The organism is Massilia consociata, assembly GCF_042432755.1.
GTDB lineage: Bacteria > Pseudomonadota > Gammaproteobacteria > Burkholderiales > Burkholderiaceae_D > Telluria > Telluria consociata.
Genome location: NZ_JBHLWP010000013.1, coordinates 71,696 through 90,827 on the forward strand (window position 1 = coordinate 71,696; position 19,132 = coordinate 90,827).

A 19,132-nucleotide genomic window follows, 5' to 3' on the forward strand; every position below is an offset into this window, starting at 1 on the left:
ATTGCCAGTGGCTGCGCGCCTGCCCGATGCCGGCCTGTCTTGCAGCTTCCTAGTTCTTGTCGACCTCGGCGGTCGCGAACTCGAAGCCACCGACCCTGGCCGCGACGATGTTGTAGACCCAGGCGCCGAGCGCGGTGAAGATGAAGCCGATGAGGGTGTAGAGCACCGGCATCAGGATGAGCATCGCGAGCGAGAATTCCTGGCCGCTGAACATGGCAGGCACGGCCATCAGCAGCACCATCGGCAGCGACAGCACCAGGTAGAGCACGGCCATGACCTTGGCCGACTGGAGGACGGAGATGTGGATGATCTGCTTTTTCATGGGATGCCTGTTGAGTTGTTATTTTGAAACACAGCCAATGTAACCCATGGACCGGCCCAGGGGAATGCCCTGGTCGCATCCCATTCATGGCGCGTAAAAAAGGGACGCCCAGCGGCGTCCCTCGGCGGCGGCAATACGGACAAGGGCAATCCGCATGGCGAAGCGATCGACAGGCATCGGGAGCGCTACCGGGCAGCTCCTCGACGCGTGGATGCAATCCCCGTTCAGGCGTCCAGCGCGCTACGGATGCCTGCGGTAAAGGTCCGCACCGCTTCCACGGCGTTTTCCTTCGGCACCGACTCCAGCTCCTGGATGATGCGGCTGCCGATCACGACGGCATCGGCCACTTCCGCCACGGCCCGCGCCGTGGCGCCGTCGCGGATGCCGAAGCCCACGCCGATCGGCAGCTTCACATGCTCGCGGATCGCATTGACGCGGCGCGCCACGTCGGCGGTGTCGATGCTGCCGGCGCCGGTGACGCCCTTGAGCGATACGTAGTAGCTGAAGCCGCTGCCGTACTGGGCCACCTGCTGCACCCGCTTGGTGGTCGAGGTCGGGGCCAGCAGGAAGATCAGGTCGAGGTCGGCGGCGCGCATGGCCTCGGCAAAGGCCGCGCACTCTTCCGGCGGGTAGTCGACCACGATCGCGCCGTCGGCGCCTGCTTCCTTCGCGCAGCGAATGAAGTTGTCGGGACCGATGCGTTCGACCGGGTTGGCGTAGCCCATCAGGACCACCGGGGTGGTGGTGTTGGTCTTGCGGAACTCGCGCACGAAGTTGAAGACGTCGGACAGGCCGATATTGAACTTCAGTGCGCGCTCGCAGGCGCGCTGGATGACCGGGCCCTCGGCCATCGGGTCGGAAAACGGAACGCCCAGTTCCAGGACGTCGGCGCCGCCCTCCACCAGGGCGTGCATCAGGGGCACGGTCAGTTCGGGGCCGGGGTCGCCGGCGGTAATGAAGGTGACCAGGCCGGTCTTGTTCTGCGCCTTCAGCGCGGCAAAGGTCGAAGCGATACGGGACATGCTGTTCTTTCTTTCAAGGGTACACGGATGGATGGGCAAAGATGGGCAGCTGCTTTCAGCCGAAGTCCAGGCCCATCCTCTGCGCCACCGTGTGCATGTCCTTGTCGCCGCGGCCCGACAGGTTGACCAGGATGAGCTGGTCTTCCGGCAGCGTGCTTGCCAGCTTTACCGCGTACGCGATCGCGTGCGAGGATTCCAGCGCCGGGATGATTCCTTCGATGCGGCAGCAGTCGTGGAAGGCGGCCAAGGCCTCCTCGTCCGTGATCGACACGTACTCGGCGCGCTTGATGTCCTTCAGCCAGGCATGCTCCGGCCCCACGCCCGGGTAATCCAGGCCGGCGGACACCGAATGCGTCTCGATGATCTGCCCGTTCGCATCCTGCAGCAGGTAGGTGCGGTTGCCGTGCAGGACGCCCGGGATGCCGGCGCTCAGGGACGCCGCATGCTTGCCCGTCTCCAGCCCCTCGCCCGCCGGCTCGACGCCGACCAGCTTCACGCCCGGCTCGTCGATGTAGGGGTAGAAGATGCCCATCGCGTTGGAGCCGCCGCCGACGCAGGCCAGCACGTAGTCCGGCTGGCGCCCGGTCATGGCAGGCATCTGCACGCGGCATTCCTCGCCGATCACCGACTGGAAGTCGCGCACCATCATCGGGTACGGGTGCGGGCCCGCCACGGTGCCGATGATGTAGAAGGTGTTTTCGATGTTGGTGACCCAGTCGCGCATCGCTTCGTTGAGCGCGTCCTTCAGGGTCCTGGAGCCCGACTCCACCGGTACGACGGTCGCGCCCAGCAGTTTCATGCGGTAGACGTTCTGCGCCTGGCGCTTGACGTCTTCGCTGCCCATGTACACCACGCATTCGAGGCCGAAGCGGGCGCAGATGGTGGCGGTGGCCACGCCGTGCTGGCCGGCGCCGGTCTCGGCGATGATGCGCTTCTTGCCCATGCGGCGCGCCAGCAGGGCCTGGCCGATCACGTTGTTGATCTTGTGCGCGCCGGTGTGGTTCAGGTCTTCGCGCTTGAAGAAGATCTGGGCCCCGCCGGCCTGGCTTGACCAGCGCCTGGCGTGATAGACGGGCGATGGACGGCCGACGAAGTGCGCCAGTTCGTAGCGGAATTCTTCGAGGAATTCGGGATCGTTCGAATAGCGCGCGTAGGCTTCGTTGAGCTCGGCCAGGGCATGGGACAGGGTTTCGGCGACAAAGCTGCCGCCGTAGGGGCCGAAGTGCCCGGTCTGGTCGGGCAGCTGGTAATCCGGGGTCTGGAACAGCGGAGCATTTCCGCTAGGACGATCTTTCATGTTGGTTCTCACTCGATGCAATGGCGTCGGCGGCCCGCACGGCGCCAACGAAGTCGGCGATCCTGCGGGCGTCCTTGATGCCCTTCTGCGCTTCGACGCCACTGCTGACGTCGACCGCGAAGGGACGAACACGTACCACCGCGTCAGTCGCGTTTTGTACGTTCAAGCCACCACTCAAAACGACCCGAGGCGCGAGCTCTTTTGGGACGAGAGACCAATCGAAAACCTTTCCTGCGCCGCCGTAGGCGTCTACCCAGGTGTCCAGCAGGAGGCCGGAGAACCAGGGACTGGCGGCGCGGTATGCACGCTCGTATTCTAGCAGCTCGCCATGCGTTGTGTCCGGCCTCACGCGGAAGGCCCGCACGAAGGGGCGCTGCACGGCCGCGGCCAGCTCTGCGCATTGCTCGGCCGTTTCATCCCCGTGAAACTGGATGAGCGACAGCGGCGCCCTGGCCGCCACTGCCCTGACCTCTTCCACGCTGGCGTTGACGAACAGCGCCACCGCGCTCACGTAGGGCGGCAGCGCCTTGCACAGCTCGGCCGCCTGCTCGGGCGTGACGTAGCGCGGGCTCTTCGGGTAGAACACGAAACCGAGCGCGTCGGCGCCCATCGAGACGGCCGCGCGCAGGTCTTCCTCGCGCGTGATGCCGCAGATTTTGATACGGGTGCGTTGCATAGTGATTCCAGAAGGGTGGCTCAAAGCCACGGCAAAGGATGCGCAGGCTCCTGCGGCAATCCCCACTTGGGATCGTAATCGATTTTGGCCAGGTACAGGCCGTCCGGCATGAAAGTGGGGGCGGCCACGTCGCGCGAGCGGCTCTCCAGCACCTCTTTCATCCAGCCCGGCTCGTTGCGGCCCGTGCCCACGTAGATGAGCGAGCCGACGATGTTGCGCACCATGTGATGGAGAAACGCGCTGGCGCGCACGGTGAACACGATCACGTCGCCGTAGCGCTGGATGCCGACCTCGTGCATCTGCTTGACCGGCGAATTGGCCTGGCAGCCGGAGGCGCGGAAGGCCGAGAAGTCGTGCTCGCCGATCAGGTACTGCCCGGCCTCGACCATGCGCGCCACGTCCAGCGGACGGAACACCCACCCTGCCCGGCCGGCCAGCAGCGCCGACGGGTTCGGATTGTTGTAGAGCACGTAGTGATAGGTGCGCGAGCGCGCCGAGAAACGCGCGTGGAAGTCCTGGCCCTCGGCGTCCGGCTTGACCTCGTGCGCCCAGCGCACCACGATCGATTCGGGCAGGAAGGCATTCACGCCGCGCACCCAGCTCTGCATGGTGCGGTCGAGTTCCGTGTCGAAGTGGACGACCTGCTCGATGCCGTGCACACCGGCGTCGGTGCGCCCGGCGCAGGTGGTGGCAAGCGTCGTACAGGCGAACTTCTCGAGGCCGATCTCGAGCTGGTCCTGGACCGTGTTGCGCGACGGCTGCTTCTGGTAGCCGTTCCAGGCGGTGCCTACATACTGGACACCCAGTGCGATGCGCCTCACGCGAGCAGGGAGCGCATTGCGCTGGCCTTGCTCACCTGTTCGCTGCTGCCACCCTTGATGACTTCGTCGAGCAGCTCGCGTGCGCCTTCCTTGTCACCGATTTCCTGGTAGGCGATCGCGAGATCGAGCTTGGTTTCCATTTCCATATGCTCGGGCGACATGGCGGCCGGCTCGGCCTCCTGCGGGGGGGGCATGTCGTGGCCCGGCACTGCGCCCGGCTGGTCGGCCGGCGGCAGGTCGAGGTCGATGTCGGCCAGGTCGAACGAAGGCTCGGCCGGCACGCCCGGCATCGGGACGGTGGCGCCGGCCGGCGTCGCTGCCGGCAATTCCGGCAGGGCGAACGGATCGTCGTCGAGGTCCGGCGTGCTTGCCGGCGCAGCGGCTGCCGGCGGGGCGTCGAAGTCGAAGGGCTCGACGGATGGCTGGGCAAACGCTGCCGCCGCAGGCGCAGCGGCAGGCGCCTGCCCGGACGGGCTGCCGAAATCCATCATGTCGAGGTCGAACAGCGGGTCGTCCGCCATGCCGGCCGGCGCCGGCGCGACCGCTGAAGCGGCGGCCGGCGCGGCAAGCGCGGCAGGCAGCTCCTCATGGAACGGGGTCGCTTCGGCGACGGCGGCCGGCTGCGCCGGCGTCGGCGGCAGGCCGAAGTCCATCGTGTCGAGGTCGAACAGCGGGTCTTCCATCGCGGCCGAAGACGTGGCCGCCGCAGGAGCCTCCTCCACGACCTCCGGCAGCGGCGGCAGGTCGAACTCGGCGGCCAGGCCGGCCATGTCGACGTCCGCGCCCGGGACGCCGGCGGCGCTGGCATCCGCGGCCGTCCCCGGCGCCGGCTCGTCGAAGCCCATGTCGAAGGCCAGATCGAACGGCTCCTCGGCAGCCGGCGCCGGGGCGGCGGTCACGTCGGCCGGGGTGACCGGGTCCAGTGCGAAGTCGAGGTCGGGCACGGCGGTATCGTCCTGCGCGGCAGCGGCGCCGGGACCCGCCATCGCGATCGGCTCATTGCTGGAGACCGGCTCGAAGGTCAGGCCGCCCAGGTCGAAGTCGAGCGTATTGTCCTCGAGACGCTGGTCGCGCTGGTCGGCCATGCCATCGGCGCCGGGCAGCGCCGTCGCCTCCTGTCCGTCATGGTCCGTTGCCCCATAGGCGGCGCCGCCCGCAGCGGCAACAGCAGCGGCGCCTGCGCCGGCGGCAAAGGCGGCGGCACCTGCCGGGGCGCCGCCGCGGAAGGCCTCTTCCAGTTGCTTCGACAGCAGGGATTGCTGGTCGCGCTCCTGCGGGCTCGGCGCCGGTGCCGCCGGCGCCGGACCGGCGCTGGCGTACAGCGGGTTGCCCGGGTCGATGCTCTGCCCCAGCGCTGCTGCCTGGGCCCAATCGGCGCCCTGGCCTCGCGTCATGCTGTACAGCTCGCTGGCCTGGGCTTCGAAGGCGCGCAGGTCCTTGCGCGCGGCGTAGATGTCGAGCAGCTTCAGGCGCACCGGGTGGCGTTCCGGATGGTTGCGCAGCGCTTCCTTCAGGATTTCTTCGGCCTGGGCGTCGCGACCGTAGGCGATGTAGACGTCGGCTTCCGCCACGGGATCGACTTCATTGGTGTCGAGCTGCGAAGCAGACGGCGCAAAACTGGAGTTGAACACGCTGTTGCTGGTATCGACGCTCTGGCCGCCCGCTTCGGCGAACAGCGAGTGCGCAGCCTGGGTCGGCACGCCCAGCACCGACGGCTCGTTGAGCACGGTCTTGGCGCCGTCCTTTTTCTTCCTGCGGCGCTGCGAGAGACCGAGCGCGCCGAGCAGCAGCACGGCGGCGCCGGCGGCGACGTAGTTGATGTTGTCCATCAGCGTATCGGCAAAGCCTTTCTCTTCCGGCTTGGCCTTCTTCGGCGGCGCCTTCGGCTTGGCCTGGCCGGCCTGGTCAGCCGGCTTGGCGGCGGGGGCGGCCGGGTCGGCCGCAGTCGCGGCGGCGCCGCCCGCGGCCGCGCCGGCAACGGCGGCGTTCTGTACTTCGCTGCCCGCACGGCTCTTCACCGTCATGAGCGATTCCAGCTCGCTGACGTTGCGCTCGAGTTCCTTGACGCGGGCCTGCGCCTGCTCCAGCTCGCGCTGGCGCGCGATCGTGTCTTCGGTGCTGGCGGTTGTCCCTTGCGCGCCCGTGGCGGCCTGGGTCGCTTTCGACAGGCGCAACTGGTCCTGCGATTCGTTGGCAGCGGTCGGGCGTTCCTCGACCTTCGCGGTGATCTTGCCGGCAGCGCTCTGGCCGGCCTGCGGCGTGCGCTGCGGCGCGGCGTTGGCAACCTGGCCGGCGAGCTTGTTGCGGTAGGCATTGAAATCGGCTGCGTGGGCGATCACGATGCTGCCCGCCTCCTCGGCGCCGGTGGCACGAAGCGCGCCGGAATCCGGCACCTTCAGGATCTGGCCCGACTTCAGGCGGTTCATGTTCTGGCCGATGAAGGCTTCCGGGTTGGCGCGGTACAGCGCCACCAGCATCATGTCGAGCGAGATGTCGGCCGGCTTGAGCCTGGTGGCGATCTTGCTGAGCGTGTCCCCCTGGCGCACGCGGTAGCTCGACGGCGTGCCGCCGCCGGACGCACCGCTCGCCGCAGCCGGCGCAGCGCGCGGGGCCGGTGCGGCCGCAGGCGTCTCGCGCCGCTGTTCCTGTTGCGGCTGCACCGCCGGCGCGGCGGGCGTAGCGGCCGCGCCGGCCGGTTGCGTCGCTGCACGCGGCTGGGCCGGACGGCCGTTTTCCGCCGCCACCTGTGCCGGCTGCGGCGTGCGCAGTTCGGCCGGGTCGAGCAGGAAGGTATATTCGCGTACCAGGCGGCCGTTATTCCACGACAGCTCGATCAGCATGTCGACGAAAGGCTCGTTCAGCGGCTGGGTCGAGCTCACGCGGATGAACTGGCGCCCTGCGCGCTGCTCGACATTGAAGCGCAGCGACAGCAGCGCCGGGTTGAATTCGATATTCGCCGTGCGAAAAGCCTCGGGCGACGCCAGCTTCACTGCCAGGCTGGATGCATCCTCGCCTGCGGTCGTCGTCAGTTCGATCTCGGCACGCAAGGGCTGGCCGAGCGCCGACAGCACCGTCAGCTTCCCAAGGCCGGCAGCCGAAGCGGCGGACGACAGGAGCACGGCGCTGGCGACGGCCGCGGTGACTGTTTTCAGCGCAAACGCCATGAGCGGAGGACGGTGAGGAGAATGCATAGTTGGCAGCGAAAGAAGTTGACCATGGGAAAGACGGTTTCCCGGGAGTCTCAACATAACATCATGCTCTAGGGCATGCAAGCTTCCTGCGCACATCAACGACGCAGTGATGAAGGATGTGTGGCCAGAATGGCCGATGCGGGGTGATATTGATAGCGTTTGTGTACGATCGCTTGGCAATATTATAGCGGGTGTGGCAAAGGCGCCAACATGCATCGCCGGCAGCCGTCGGGTGACCGGCGGTGCCGGCCACCCTACCGGGATTACTTGTCCAGCACGATGCGCAGCATGCGGCGCAGCGGCTCGGCGGCGCCCCACAGCAGCTGGTCGCCGACGGTGAAGGCCGACAGGTAATCGTTCCCCATCGACATCTTGCGCAGGCGGCCCACCGGAATGGTCAGGCCACCGCTGGTGGCGGCCGGCGACAGGTCGCGCATCGACGCTTCGCGCGTGTTCGGCACCACCTTCACCCACTGGTTGTGGGAGGCGATGATGTCGTTGATCTCGTCCAGCGGCACGTCGCGGGTCAGCTTGATGGTCAGCGCCTGCGAGTGGCAGCGCATGGCGCCGATGCGCACGCACAGGCCGTCCACCGGAATCGCCTTGGTGCCGGCGAAGCCTTCGCCGCGGCCCAGGATCTTGTTGGTCTCGGCGCCGGCCTTCCACTCTTCCTTCGACTGGCCGTTGCCCAGGTCCTTGTCGATCCAGGGAATCAGGTTGCCGGCCAGCGGCACGCCGAACTGCTTGGTCTCTTCGCTCGAGAAGCCATGCTGGGTGGCCAGCACGGTGCGGTCGATTTCGAGGATGGCCGAGGCCGGGTCGTCCAGCAGCGGCTTGACGGCGCCGTTGATGGTGCCGAACTGGCTCAAGAGTTCGCGCATGTGCTGGGCGCCGCCGCCCGATGCCGCCTGGTAGGTCATCGAGGTCATCCACTCGACCAGGCCCTGCTCGAACAGGCCGCCCAGGCCGATCAGCATGCACGACACGGTGCAGTTGCCGCCGATGAAGTTCTTCACGCCGCGCGACATGGCGTTCTTGATCACGTCCTTGTTGACCGGGTCCAGCACGATGACGGCGTCGTCGTTCATGCGCAGGGTCGAGGCCGCGTCGATCCAGTAGCCGTTCCAGCCGGCCGCGCGCAGCTTCGGGAACACATCGCTGGTGTAGTCGCCGCCCTGGCACGAGATGATGATCTCGCACTTGGACAGCTCGGCGATGTCCGTCGCGCTCTTCAGCAGGGTTTCGTTCTTCGCCATCTTCGGCGCGGCGCCGCCCGGGTTCGAGGTGGTGAAGAACACCGGCTCGATATGGTCGAAATCGCCCTCTTCCTGCATGCGCTGCATCAGGACCGAGCCTACCATGCCGCGCCAGCCTACCAGGCCTACTAATTTCATTGTCTTCCCTCAGGTATAAAAATCTGTTCTGTATTTGCGCTGTTCTGCCCTGTCTCGGGCTTCAGGCGAGCGCTGCGACGACAGCGTCGCCCATTTCTTTCGTGCCGACCCGGCTGGTCCCCGCCTCGAAGATGTCGGGGGTGCGCAAGCCTTGGGCCAGCACGCGCTTGACCGCGTTCTCGATGCGGTCGGCCTGTTCCGTACGGCCGAAGGTAAAGCGCAGCATCATGGCGGCCGACAGGATCGTCGCCAGCGGATTGGCCACCCCCTTGCCGGCGATATCCGGCGCCGATCCATGGGACGGTTCGTACAGGCCCTTGTTGGCGGCGTCGAGCGAGGCCGACGGCAGCATGCCGATCGAACCGGTCAGCATCGCGGCGGCATCCGACAGGATATCGCCGAACATGTTACCAGTAACGAGGACATCGAACTTTTTCGGGGCCCGAACCAGCTGCATGGCGGCGTTGTCGACGTACATGTGCTCGAGCTCGACGTCGGGGTATTCGGTGTGGACCTCGGTGACGATGTCGCGCCAGAACTGGAAGGTTTCCAGGACATTTGCCTTGTCCACGCTGGTCACGCGGCGGTCGCGCTTGCGCGCGGCCTGGAAGGCGACGTGGGCGATGCGGCGGATCTCGCCTTCGGCGTAGCGCATCGTGTCGAAGCCTTCGCGCTGGCCCTGGAACGGGCCATCCGGGCATTCGCGCACGCCGCGCGGCTTGCCGAAATAGATGTCGCCGGTGAGTTCGCGGATGATCAGGATGTCCAGGCCCGACACCACTTCCGGCTTGAGCGTGGAGGCGCCTGCCAGCTCCGGGTACAGGATGGCCGGGCGCAGGTTGGCGAACAAGCCGAGCTCGCGGCGCAGGCCCAGGATCGCCTGCTCGGGACGCAGAACGCGCTCGAGCGTATCGTACTGGTAGTCGCCCACGGCGCCGAACAGCACCGCGTCGGCTTCCTTGGCCAGCTTCAGGGTCCCCTCGGGCAGCGGGTGGCCGTGCGCGGCATAGCCGGCACCGCCGACCTGCGCGGTTTCCATCTCGAACGGCTCGCCCAGCGCGTTCAAGACCTTGACCGCTTCGTTCATGATCTCCGGGCCGATGCCGTCACCAGGCAGGATTGCGATTTTCATGCGGTCTCTTTCAGGGTGTTCAAATGGTATTCGCCAGCCAGGGCTGGGCGGCCAGGTGGCGCTGTTCGAAGGCGCGGATCTCGTCGGCGTGGCGCAGGGTCAGGCCGATGTCGTCCAGGCCGCCCAGCAGGCAGTACTTGCGGAACTCGTCGATGGCGAAACCGTACGAGACGCTGCCGTCCTTGGTCCCGATGCGTTGCCGCTCCAGGTCCACCACCAGCGTGAAACCGGGGTTCGCTTCCACTGCCTTGAACAGGCCGTCCACCTCATCTTCCGACAGCACGATCGGCAGCAGGCCGCTCTTGTAGCAGTTGTTGAAGAAGATGTCGGCGAAGCTCGGCGCCACGATGGCCTTGATGCCGTACTGCTGCAGCGCCCACGGCGCGTGCTCGCGCGAGGAGCCGCAGCCGAAGTTCTTGCGGGCCAGCAGGATCGAGGCGCCGGCATAGCGCGGCTGGTTGAGCACGAAATCGGGGTTCACCAAGCGGGTGCTGCAGTCCTGGCCCGGCTCGCCGCGGTCCAGGTAGCGCCATTCGTCGAACAGGTTGGGGCCGAAGCCGGTGCGGCGGATCGACTTCAGGAACTGCTTCGGGATGATGGCGTCGGTGTCGACGTTGGCGCGGTCGAGCGGCACCACCAAGCCTTCGTGTACGGTGAATTTATCCATGTTCTTGCCCCCTTGTAGGTTCATGCCGGCGGCGCGTGCCGCCGGCTGCTTGCGCTGCTTGCGCTGGCTATTTATTTGCCGCCGGCGCTGGTGACGACCTGGCCGACCTTCTGCACGTCCTTGCCGATACCGGAGATGGTGTTGCAGCCGGTGAGGACGATGGCGCCGAAGGTGGCGGCAAATGCGAGGGCGATTGCTTTTTTCATGATGTTCCTGTGTTTCGGTATGACTGAGTAAAACGGTTGAAGGAGGGGCCTGCCCCCCCATTAACGCATCAGAGCGCCCGCACGTCGACAAAGTGGCCGGCAATCCCGGCCGCCGCCGCCATTGCGGGCGAGACCAGGTGGGTGCGGCCGCCCTGCCCCTGGCGCCCCTCGAAGTTGCGGTTCGAGGTCGAGGCGCAGCGCTCGCCCGGCTCCAGGCGGTCGGCGTTCATGGCCAGGCACATCGAGCAGCCCGGCTCGCGCCATTCGAAGCCGGCTTCCTTGAAGATGCGGTCCAGCCCTTCGCGCTCGGCCTGCTCCTTGACCAGGCCCGAACCCGGCACGACCATCGCCAGCTTGACGTTCTCCGCGCGGCGGCGGCCGCGCACCACCTCGGCGGCGGCGCGCAGGTCTTCGATGCGCGAGTTGGTGCAGGAGCCGATGAAGACCTTGTCGATCCTGATCTGGTCGATCGGGGTGTTCGGCGCCAGGTCCATGTAGGCCAGCGCCTTTTCAACCGCGCCGCGGCGCACCGGGTCCGATTCCTCGCGCGGATCGGGCACGCGGCCGTCCACCGACGTCACCATCTCGGGCGACGTGCCCCAGGTGACCTGCGGCCGGATTGCCGCTGCGTCGATCGTCACGACGGTGTCAAAGACAGCGCCTTCGTCGGAGTGCAGCGTGCGCCAGTAGGCGACAGCCTGCTCCCACTGCTCGGCCTTGGGCGAGAACGGGCGGCCCTTCACGTACTCGATGGTGGTGTCGTCCACCGCGACCATGCCGGCGCGCGCGCCCGCTTCGATCGCCATGTTGCAGACCGTCATCCGGCCTTCCATCGACAGCGCGCGAATGGTCGAGCCGCCGAATTCGATGGCGTAGCCGGTGCCGCCGGCGGTGCCGATCTTGCCGATCACGGCCAGCACGATGTCCTTGGCGGTCACGCCGGGCGGCAGTTCGCCGTCGACCTGCACCAGCATCGATTTCGATTTCTTGGCCAGCAGGGTCTGCGTGGCCAGCACATGCTCGACCTCCGAAGTGCCGATGCCGTGCGCCAGGCAGCCGAAGGCGCCATGGGTCGAGGTGTGCGAGTCGCCGCAGACCACCGTCATGCCCGGCAGCGTGGCGCCCTGCTCCGGCCCGATCACGTGGACGATGCCCTGGCGCTTGTCGTTCATGTTGAAGTAGGTCAGGCCGAAGCTCCTCGCATTGGCGTCGAGGGTCTCGACCTGCAGGCGCGAGGTTGCATCGGCAATGCCATGGGCGCGGTCGGTGGTCGGCACGTTGTGGTCGGCCACGGCCAGGTTTGCCGAGGTACGCCATAGTCCGCGGCCGGCCTCGCGCAGGCCCTCGAAGGCTTGCGGGCTGGTGACTTCGTGCACCAGGTGGCGGTCGATGTAGAGGACGGTGGTGCCATCGGCGTCGGCACGCACGACATGGGACTCCCAGAGTTTGTCGTAAAGCGTTTTTTGCATGGTCTATCCGGTGAACGCAGCACCCCTTATGCGGGGACGGTTTTTGATTATGCCATAATTGTGCACTGCCGCACCAAGCCGAGGCAGCGCATTTTCCTGCCAATCAATCGGAACTCGTGCAAATAATATTTGCATAGACAACTCACTATGCAAATAAAAAAAGCCTGAGTGGGCTTGCTCAGGCTTTTGTATGCGAATTTGTCGCAGAGTGGAAACAATCCCCGCTTTGCGCACTGCGGTAACTACTTATGCCGCTAAACGCACCGTGCTGCGGCAGCCATCCATCAGGAACGACAGGCCGACCACCAGCACCAGTTCGCCTTCGGCCGAACGCGCCGTGCCGGTGATGCCTTCGACGGAAAGCGCGGTCATCGGCTTGATCACCAGGTCGGCCGTGCCGTCCACCGCTTCCACCGCCAGGATGTAGGGCTGCGGCGCGTTGACGACGATGCCGACGCGCTCGGAGCAGGCTTCGTAGCCCAGCGCCAGCGCCAGCGAACGCACCGGCAGCGGACGGCCCTGGTCCTTCAGCACCGGGGCGCCGCCCACGCACTGGAACTCTTCCGGCAGCTCGACCACGCGCTCGACGACGGCCATCGGCAGCGCCAGCTGGGCGCTGGAAGTCGACACCAGCATGGTCGGGACGATCGACAGCTCGATCGGCAGGCGGATCGCGAAGCGCGTGCCCGCGCCCAGCTGCGATTCGATGCGGATCGCGCCGCGGTTCTTCTCCACCGCCGTCTTGACCACGTCCATGCCCACGCCGCGGCCCGAGACCGAGGACGCCACTTCCTTGGTCGAGAAGCCCGGCAGGAACACCAGCTGGTAGGCCTCGTCGTCGCTCTGCGCGCTGTTCTCGCCGATCAGGCCCTTGTCGATGGCCTTGCGGCGCAGCTTGACCGGATCCATGCCCTTGCCGTCGTCCTGTAGCACGATCATGACGCTGTTCGCTTCCTGCCATGCCTTGAGCAGGATGAAGGCCTTGGCCGGCTTGCCGGCGGCAACCCGCTCCTCCGGCGACTCGACGCCGTGGTCGAGCGCGTTGCGCAGCATGTGCACCAGTGGGTCGTACAGGCTGTCCACCACGACGCGATCGACTTCGGTCTCGGCGCCTTCGATGGTCAGCTCGACGTCCTTGCCGAGGTCCTTGGCCAGTTCGCGCACAAGGCGCGGGAACTTCTGGAACAGGCGGCCGACCGGCTGCATGCGGGTCGCCAGCGTGGCGCGCTGCAGTTCGGCCGAGTAGCGCGAGGCGCGCTCCAGCGTCTCGGTGAGCGTTGCCAACAGGGCGGCGGCCGGGCCTTCGAACTTGAACTGCTGCAGGCGCTCGAGCAGCACGGCGGCCTGGTTGGCGGCCTGCACCGATTCGCCCGCCACTTCCAGCAGCGCGTCCAGCTTGACCGCATCGATACGGATGCTTTCGTCCTTGGCCGGGGCGCTTGCTGCGCGCGCATCGGCCACCTTGTCGTTCTGGCGGCGGTCGACACCGTCCCAGCCGGATGCCTTGGCAGCCGGCGCGGAGTCGGCCTGCGCCGGGGCAGCGGCCTGCACAGGGGCGGCGGCCGGCACGACTGCAGCCGACGGATCGGCCGGCGCGGCAATCGCGGCGCCCGCAGGCACCACGGCGTTGTACATCCCGACCCAGTCGAGGCCATCCTCGCCCACGGCAGGTGCAGCCGGAACAGCCACGGCCGGCACGGCAGCAACGGCAGCAGGCGCCGGCGCAAGAGCTGGCGCAGCAGCCGGGGCGCTCGACGCGCCCTTGCCTTCGATCGCGTCCATCAGGATGCGCTCGAGGTCGGCCGGCATCGACGCCAGGCCTTCCGGCGGGGTGCCGTTGTTCAGGTCGTTGAGCTGGTCGGCCACGAAGCCGGACGCCTCCAGTGCCGCTTCGATCGCGAGCGGGGTCACCGGCGCGACGCCTGTGCGCAGCGCGTCGAACAGGTTTTCGGTCAGGTGGCAGGCCGCGACCAGCGCGGGCAGGCCCATGAAGCCGGCGCCGCCCTTGATCGTGTGGAAGGAGCGGAACACCGCATTGAGCGTTTCCTTGTTGTCCGGATCGCGTTCGAGGCGCAGCAAATGTTCTTCAACATTCACTGCAAGGTCCATCGCCTCGACGACGAAGTCCTTGAGCATATCGTCCATTAGAACCCCAGATCGGCGAGAAGATCGTCAACGCTATCCTGGTTCAGCGCCGTGTCCGGCACCGACGGACCCTGCATCAGCGGCACAGGCGCCGGCGGGGTCTCCTTCTTGGCCAGCTTTTCCTTCAGGTCGGCCGGCGCGTGGTCGCGCAGCAGCTGCGCCAGCTCCTGCTCGACCGTCTGGGTGATCTTCACCACCTTCTTGATCAGCTGGCCGGTGATGTCCTGGAAGTCCTGGGCCATCATGATCTCGAGCAGGCGCGCCTTTTCGGCTTCGGTCGCTTCGTTCACGGCGGCGGCAAACTGGCGCGAATCGCCGGCCAGGGCCTTGAACTCGTCCAGGCTCAGCTTGCCCGAGAACAGGTCGGCCCAGCGGTTCTCCATGTCCTTGGCCTGCTTCGACAGCAGGTCCTGGGCCGGCATGCCGTCATCCAGGGTGTTGAGCACCTTGTTGGCGGCCTGCTCGGTCAGCGTGGCCACGTATTCCAGGCGGTCCTGGGCGTCGACGATGGCCGACGAGGCTTCGGTCAGCGCCTTGTCGTAGCCCAGCTCGCGCAGCGAATCGTGCAGCAGGCGGACGATGCCGCCGAGGCGCTCGTACATGCCATGCTCGCTGTCAATGGTGGCGGCCGGCAGCGCCGGGGCGGCGGCCAGTGCGGGCACGGCGGCAGCGGAAGCGGCAACGGCTGGCGCGCTGGATGCGGCCACCTGGTCGAACAGCGACTCGAGGTCGTCCTCGTCGGCGGCTTGCGTAGCGGCCGGTGCCGAGGCCGGAGCCGATTCGGCCGGCGCCGGAGCGGGCGCGTTGGCGCGCTGCGCCGCCACTTCCTCGAATAATGCGTCGAAATCGTCAGCGGCGTCGGTCATAATCCCTGCTTCTCCATGATGTATAAGTTCGCGATGAGCGTGCAATTTGGTCGGTACTGCGACCATCCGGCCGCGCGGCGCGGCATGGAACGGATGGCAAAAGTCTGCATGGGAGTGTAGCAGTGCTGTTGCCTCAGGTAAATGTCGGCGATCAGGACGCAACAAAATGGACAAGGAAACTTAATTCCGCGACAATCAAAACGCACGGTTCCTGATCGTTTACACAAGGGAGGTGTTGTTTTTCGTAATCGCGACGGGCAGTGGTCTTGCTGAGCCTGCACAGTGGAACCCCGGTCGAAAGTTTGATCGAGCTCAACAGTTTGCGTTCTTGCAATCGCCGCCACGCCCTGGACAATCCAGAATGGCGTGGCCATTGGAGGAGTCAACCATGTATCGCAAAATCCTGATCACCACCGACGGCTCGGCCGTGTCGCAGCATACGGCCTGCGCCGGCGTCAAATTCGCGCAACAGATGGGCGCCGAAGTGCTTGCCCTGTTCGTCGCGCCTGATTACCAGTACCCCGTCTATGTGGAAATCATTCCGCCCTCCTATCCGAGCGAAGAGGAATACATCGCCCAGATGCGCCGCCTGGGAGAGGAATACATGGGCAAGATCATGCGCTCGTGTGCCGACGCGAACCTGAAGCATGCGTGCATGACGGCGTTTTCCGACACCGCGGCCCTGAAGATCGTCGACGTCGCCGAGCAGGAAGGCTGCGACCTGATCTTCATGGGCTCGCATGGCCGCAGCGGCTGGGGCCAGTTGCTGCTGGGCAGCGTGACCAACAAGGTGTTGTCGCACACGACCAAGCCGGTGCTGGTGCACCGCCTGATCAAGGAACCGGCAAGCACGTGAAGGCCAGGGCTGCCAACCCACCGTGCATTGGCGGCGCGGAACCGGCCGCGACGGCGTGGCGTTGTGAAAAAAGTACGACAATTTCCCTGTGATTATGTGTTAGCCTGCTCTGGTTACCGCCGCTCGCACCCTGAAGGATAGTTATGATTCGCATTGTCATTGCCGATGATCACACGATCATGCGCGAAGGCCTCAAGCGCATTCTCGACGGGGCGCCGGACATCGAAATCGCCGGCGAAGCCACCAACGGTTTCGAAGTACTGGCCCAGGTGCGCCAGGGCGGCTTCGACCTGCTTCTGCTCGACCTGTCGATGCCCGGCCGCAGCGGCGTCGACCTGATCCGGCAGGTACGCAGCGAAGCGCCCAAGCTCGCCATCCTGATCCTCACCATGCACGAAGAGGAACAATATGCCGTGCGCGCGATCCGCGCCGGCGCCCAGGGCTACCTGACGAAGGAAAGCGCCGGCACCCAGCTGGTGGGCGCGATCCGCAAGGTGGCGTCGGGCCGCCCCTATATCAGTACCGAAGTGGCCGAGCAGCTGGCGCTGAACATCATGGCGCCCAACGAGCAATTGCTCCACAAGCAGTTGTCGGACCGGGAGTTCGAGGTGTTTTCGCTACTCGTCGGTGGAAAATCCATCACCGAGATCGCCAACAGCCTGCATCTCTCGGTCAAGACGGTCAGTACCCACAAGACGCGTATCATGCAGAAGATGGGCATGACCTCCTTGTCCGAAATGGTCCAGTACGCCGTGGCGCACCGCCTCCTGTCGCCGATGAAAGCGTAAGCGACGGCAGCGCTGGCGCGCAGAATGTAGGACAAAGCGTAGGAAACAAAAGGTTTTAGACAGACCACCGCGGTTTTTGTGCCACGCGGTTTTCTCCTTGCGGCGGGGCGCCCTGCCCTGCCCGCCCCCTTCTCCCAGCCTCCCGATACCTCGCCTTCCCTCTGGCGCCGCAGCCCAGGGTCGGACGATTCCTACAAGCCTATCAGCACTCCTACCTACATATTCAGCACCTGCTGATATTCGTGCCGGACTCGTGTTGGCATACTGAATTCAACGTTTCGACTTGCTTGCGATCCAAGTCCCAGCGTGAGCCAGCCTGGCAGGATCAACCTCCCGCAGCGCCGGTTGCCGCTCCGCCCCGAGGTCGCCGATTGAAACACTAGGATTTTTCAACTGGAGATGAGCATGCAGTCCCAGCCACCATCAGAACAACGCAACGTCACCCAGCCGACCATGCATTCGCCCATGGAAGCTGGCCGCCAGCGCCAGGGACGCCTCTGGTCCAACCTCAAGGAAGTCTGTGACCTGCTCCGTATTCCGGCCAGCGTGTCGGTTACCTCGGAAGAATTGCTGTTTCAGCATGTGCAATTCAAGACCGGCCAGCGTGTCCACACCATCGGCCAGGCCTTCGACACCCTGTACATCGTCAACTCCGGCTTCCTGAAAACCGTGCTCATCGACGAGTTCGGTAACGAGCAGGTGCTGAGCTTCCCGATGAAGGGCGACATGCTGGGCGTGGACGGCATCCACACCCGCCACTACGCCTCGGAAGCCGTGGCGCTGTCGGATTGCGACCTGATCCTGCTGCCGTTCAAGAAGCTCACCGCCCTCGGCCGCGTCCATGCCGAACTCGAAAACATGATGTACGGCGTCATGAGCCGCGAGCTGGTGCGCGAGCAGACCATGATCGGCATGCTCGGCGCCCTCTCTGCCGAAGCACGCGTGGCCCGCTTCCTGGTCTCGCTGGCCGACCGCTTCGCCGCGATGGGTTATTCGAGCAAGCTGTTCAACCTGCGCATGACCCGCCACGAGATCGGCAGCTACCTCGGCCTCACGCTGGAAACGGTCAGCCGCACCCTGTCGGCCTTCAACGAGATCGGCCTGATCACCGTCGACCAGCGCACCATCGGCATCAAGGACGCCGAAGCGCTCAAGACCCTGCGCCGCCTGCCGCCCTCGCGTTCCCGCACCAAGGGCAGCGCCAAGCAGAAGGCGGAGCTGGGGCAGCCGGGCGACGACCAGGTGCTGGCAACGGCCTGAGCATGTAAAGACCTATCGTAAAAACAACAAGGCCGGCTCCCGCAAGGGGCCGGCCTTTCTTATTTCTTATATATACGGCTGTGGCGTAGGTGGGCGGGAGACCCGCCACCCTACGAACATCTCACTGGTCCCGCGTCAGCACCCCATTGCTCACGCGCACCCGGTCTCCCATGCGGAAGCCCGGATCGTTCTCGTACTGTAGGGTCTGGGTCGCGCCGCTGGTGCTGTAGCGCACCAACACCTCATAACGCTGGCTGCGGTTCATGTTGCGCTGAATGTTGCGGCCCGCCATGCCGCCTGCGACGGCCCCGGCCACCGAGGCCGCCGTCCGGCCGCTGCCGCTGCCGACCTGGCTGCCGAGCATGCCGCCGACCGCGGCGCCGCCGATCGTGCCCAGGTAGTTGCCATTTTCCGCCACCTCGACCACGTTGACCGCTTCCACGACCGCGCAATTGGTGCAGTAGCGCGCCTGCCGCGCCTCGGTCGTGCGCGCCTCCGCCAGTTCGCCGCGGCGGCTGCGCGGGGCATCCGGCTGTAGCAGCGATTCGCCCAGCACGCTGGTGGCCACTTGGTTGCCCAGGCGCAGGGTCGCGGTCACGCCGCTTTCCGGGCGGATGCGGTCATGGGTACCGATGGTATAGGTGCCCGCATACTGGCCGGGCTCGACTTCGGTGAGGTTCAGGTTGCGGGTCGCGCCGTCGATGCGCAGGCTCGCCATGCCGCCGGGGCTGCCGTACAGGTCGAAGTGCAGCTCGACACCCGGCGTCAGGCGGCGCACTTCTTCCACGTTGAATCCATTGATGACCGGCCCATGGGCGCGACTGTTCTGGTATTGCTGGGCATGCGCATTGGCGCCGTCCAGGACAGCCGGGCCGAGCGTTCCGATGCTCACGAGCGCAGCAGCAAATACGGCGTGCAGCAGGTTGCGGAAATTCATGGCGTCTCCTCGGTTGGCAATGCGGCTCAAGGGCCCGGCTTCACAGCACACTCAGTCATGAGGGAACTTACGCCCCAGCACAA

17 protein-coding genes are annotated in these 19,132 nt (G+C 66.0%); 3 read left to right on the forward strand and 14 right to left on the reverse strand.

Annotation, left to right across the window (positions count from 1 at the left end):
* Positions 1 to 49: 49 nt before the first annotated feature.
* The 13 genes from ACFFJK_RS13705 to ACFFJK_RS13765 all read right to left on the reverse strand — a co-directional run bounded on the left by ACFFJK_RS13705 (position 50) and on the right by ACFFJK_RS13765 (position 15,208).
* Positions 50 to 322: a hypothetical protein gene (locus tag ACFFJK_RS13705; protein WP_379679838.1), complete on the reverse strand. Its 273-nt coding sequence runs from the start codon at positions 320 to 322 to the stop codon at positions 50 to 52.
* A 224-nt stretch (positions 323 to 546) separates the two neighbouring features.
* Positions 547 to 1,344, reverse strand: a complete 798-nt coding sequence (trpA, locus tag ACFFJK_RS13710) for a tryptophan synthase subunit alpha (protein ID WP_379679839.1) — start codon at positions 1,342 to 1,344, stop codon at positions 547 to 549.
* A 55-nt stretch (positions 1,345 to 1,399) separates the two neighbouring features.
* A complete protein-coding gene (trpB, locus tag ACFFJK_RS13715; protein WP_379679841.1) occupies positions 1,400 to 2,641 on the reverse strand; it encodes a tryptophan synthase subunit beta in 1,242 nt (413 codons plus the stop codon).
* Positions 2,625 to 3,317 carry a phosphoribosylanthranilate isomerase gene (locus ACFFJK_RS13720; RefSeq protein WP_379679843.1) on the reverse strand — a complete coding sequence of 231 codons (693 nt, stop codon included), beginning with the start codon at positions 3,315 to 3,317 and terminating at the stop codon, positions 2,625 to 2,627. The genes trpB and ACFFJK_RS13720 overlap by 17 nt, the downstream gene beginning before the upstream one ends.
* A gap of 20 nt (positions 3,318 to 3,337) precedes the next feature.
* Entirely contained in the window at positions 3,338 to 4,138 is an 801-nt protein-coding gene (gene truA, locus ACFFJK_RS13725) for a tRNA pseudouridine(38-40) synthase TruA (protein WP_379679845.1), read from the reverse strand.
* Entirely contained in the window at positions 4,135 to 7,302 is a 3,168-nt protein-coding gene (locus tag ACFFJK_RS13730; protein WP_379679847.1) for a motility hub landmark protein FimV, read from the reverse strand. The genes truA and ACFFJK_RS13730 overlap by 4 nt, the downstream gene beginning before the upstream one ends.
* 290 nt (positions 7,303 to 7,592) lie before the next feature.
* Positions 7,593 to 8,723, reverse strand: a complete 1,131-nt coding sequence (gene asd, locus ACFFJK_RS13735) for an aspartate-semialdehyde dehydrogenase (RefSeq protein WP_379679849.1) — start codon at positions 8,721 to 8,723, stop codon at positions 7,593 to 7,595.
* Positions 8,724 to 8,784: 61 nt separating this feature from the next.
* Entirely contained in the window at positions 8,785 to 9,855 is a 1,071-nt protein-coding gene (gene leuB, locus ACFFJK_RS13740) for a 3-isopropylmalate dehydrogenase (protein ID WP_379679851.1), read from the reverse strand.
* 19 nt (positions 9,856 to 9,874) lie between these two features.
* Entirely contained in the window at positions 9,875 to 10,522 is a 648-nt protein-coding gene (leuD, locus tag ACFFJK_RS13745; protein ID WP_379679853.1) for a 3-isopropylmalate dehydratase small subunit, read from the reverse strand.
* A 71-nt stretch (positions 10,523 to 10,593) separates the two neighbouring features.
* On the reverse strand, positions 10,594 to 10,728 hold the full coding sequence (locus ACFFJK_RS13750) for an entericidin A/B family lipoprotein (RefSeq protein WP_379679854.1): 135 nt from the start codon (positions 10,726 to 10,728) through the stop codon (positions 10,594 to 10,596).
* Between the two features lie 68 nt (positions 10,729 to 10,796).
* Entirely contained in the window at positions 10,797 to 12,197 is a 1,401-nt protein-coding gene (gene leuC / locus ACFFJK_RS13755) for a 3-isopropylmalate dehydratase large subunit (RefSeq protein ID WP_379679855.1), read from the reverse strand.
* Positions 12,198 to 12,443: 246 nt separating this feature from the next.
* Entirely contained in the window at positions 12,444 to 14,342 is a 1,899-nt protein-coding gene (locus ACFFJK_RS13760) for a chemotaxis protein CheA (RefSeq protein WP_379679857.1), read from the reverse strand.
* Entirely contained in the window at positions 14,342 to 15,208 is an 867-nt protein-coding gene (locus ACFFJK_RS13765) for a protein phosphatase CheZ (RefSeq protein ID WP_379679858.1), read from the reverse strand. The genes ACFFJK_RS13760 and ACFFJK_RS13765 overlap by 1 nt, the downstream gene beginning before the upstream one ends.
* A 388-nt stretch (positions 15,209 to 15,596) precedes the next feature.
* On the opposite strand from ACFFJK_RS13765, the gene ACFFJK_RS13770 reads away from it, so the two are divergent.
* The 3 genes from ACFFJK_RS13770 (at position 15,597) to ACFFJK_RS13780 (ending at position 18,112) form a co-directional block, all read left to right on the forward strand.
* A complete protein-coding gene (locus tag ACFFJK_RS13770; protein WP_379679859.1) occupies positions 15,597 to 16,064 on the forward strand; it encodes a universal stress protein in 468 nt (155 codons plus the stop codon).
* A 143-nt stretch (positions 16,065 to 16,207) separates the two neighbouring features.
* Positions 16,208 to 16,852, forward strand: coding sequence for a response regulator (locus ACFFJK_RS13775; protein WP_379679861.1), 645 nt, complete (start codon positions 16,208 to 16,210; stop codon positions 16,850 to 16,852).
* Positions 16,853 to 17,317: 465 nt separating this feature from the next.
* A complete protein-coding gene (locus ACFFJK_RS13780) occupies positions 17,318 to 18,112 on the forward strand; it encodes a Crp/Fnr family transcriptional regulator (RefSeq protein WP_379680560.1) in 795 nt (264 codons plus the stop codon).
* A gap of 121 nt (positions 18,113 to 18,233) precedes the next feature.
* On the opposite strand, the gene ACFFJK_RS13785 is transcribed toward ACFFJK_RS13780, so the two are convergent.
* Entirely contained in the window at positions 18,234 to 19,049 is an 816-nt protein-coding gene (locus ACFFJK_RS13785; protein ID WP_379679863.1) for a glycine zipper 2TM domain-containing protein, read from the reverse strand.
* Positions 19,050 to 19,132 lie beyond the last annotated feature (83 nt).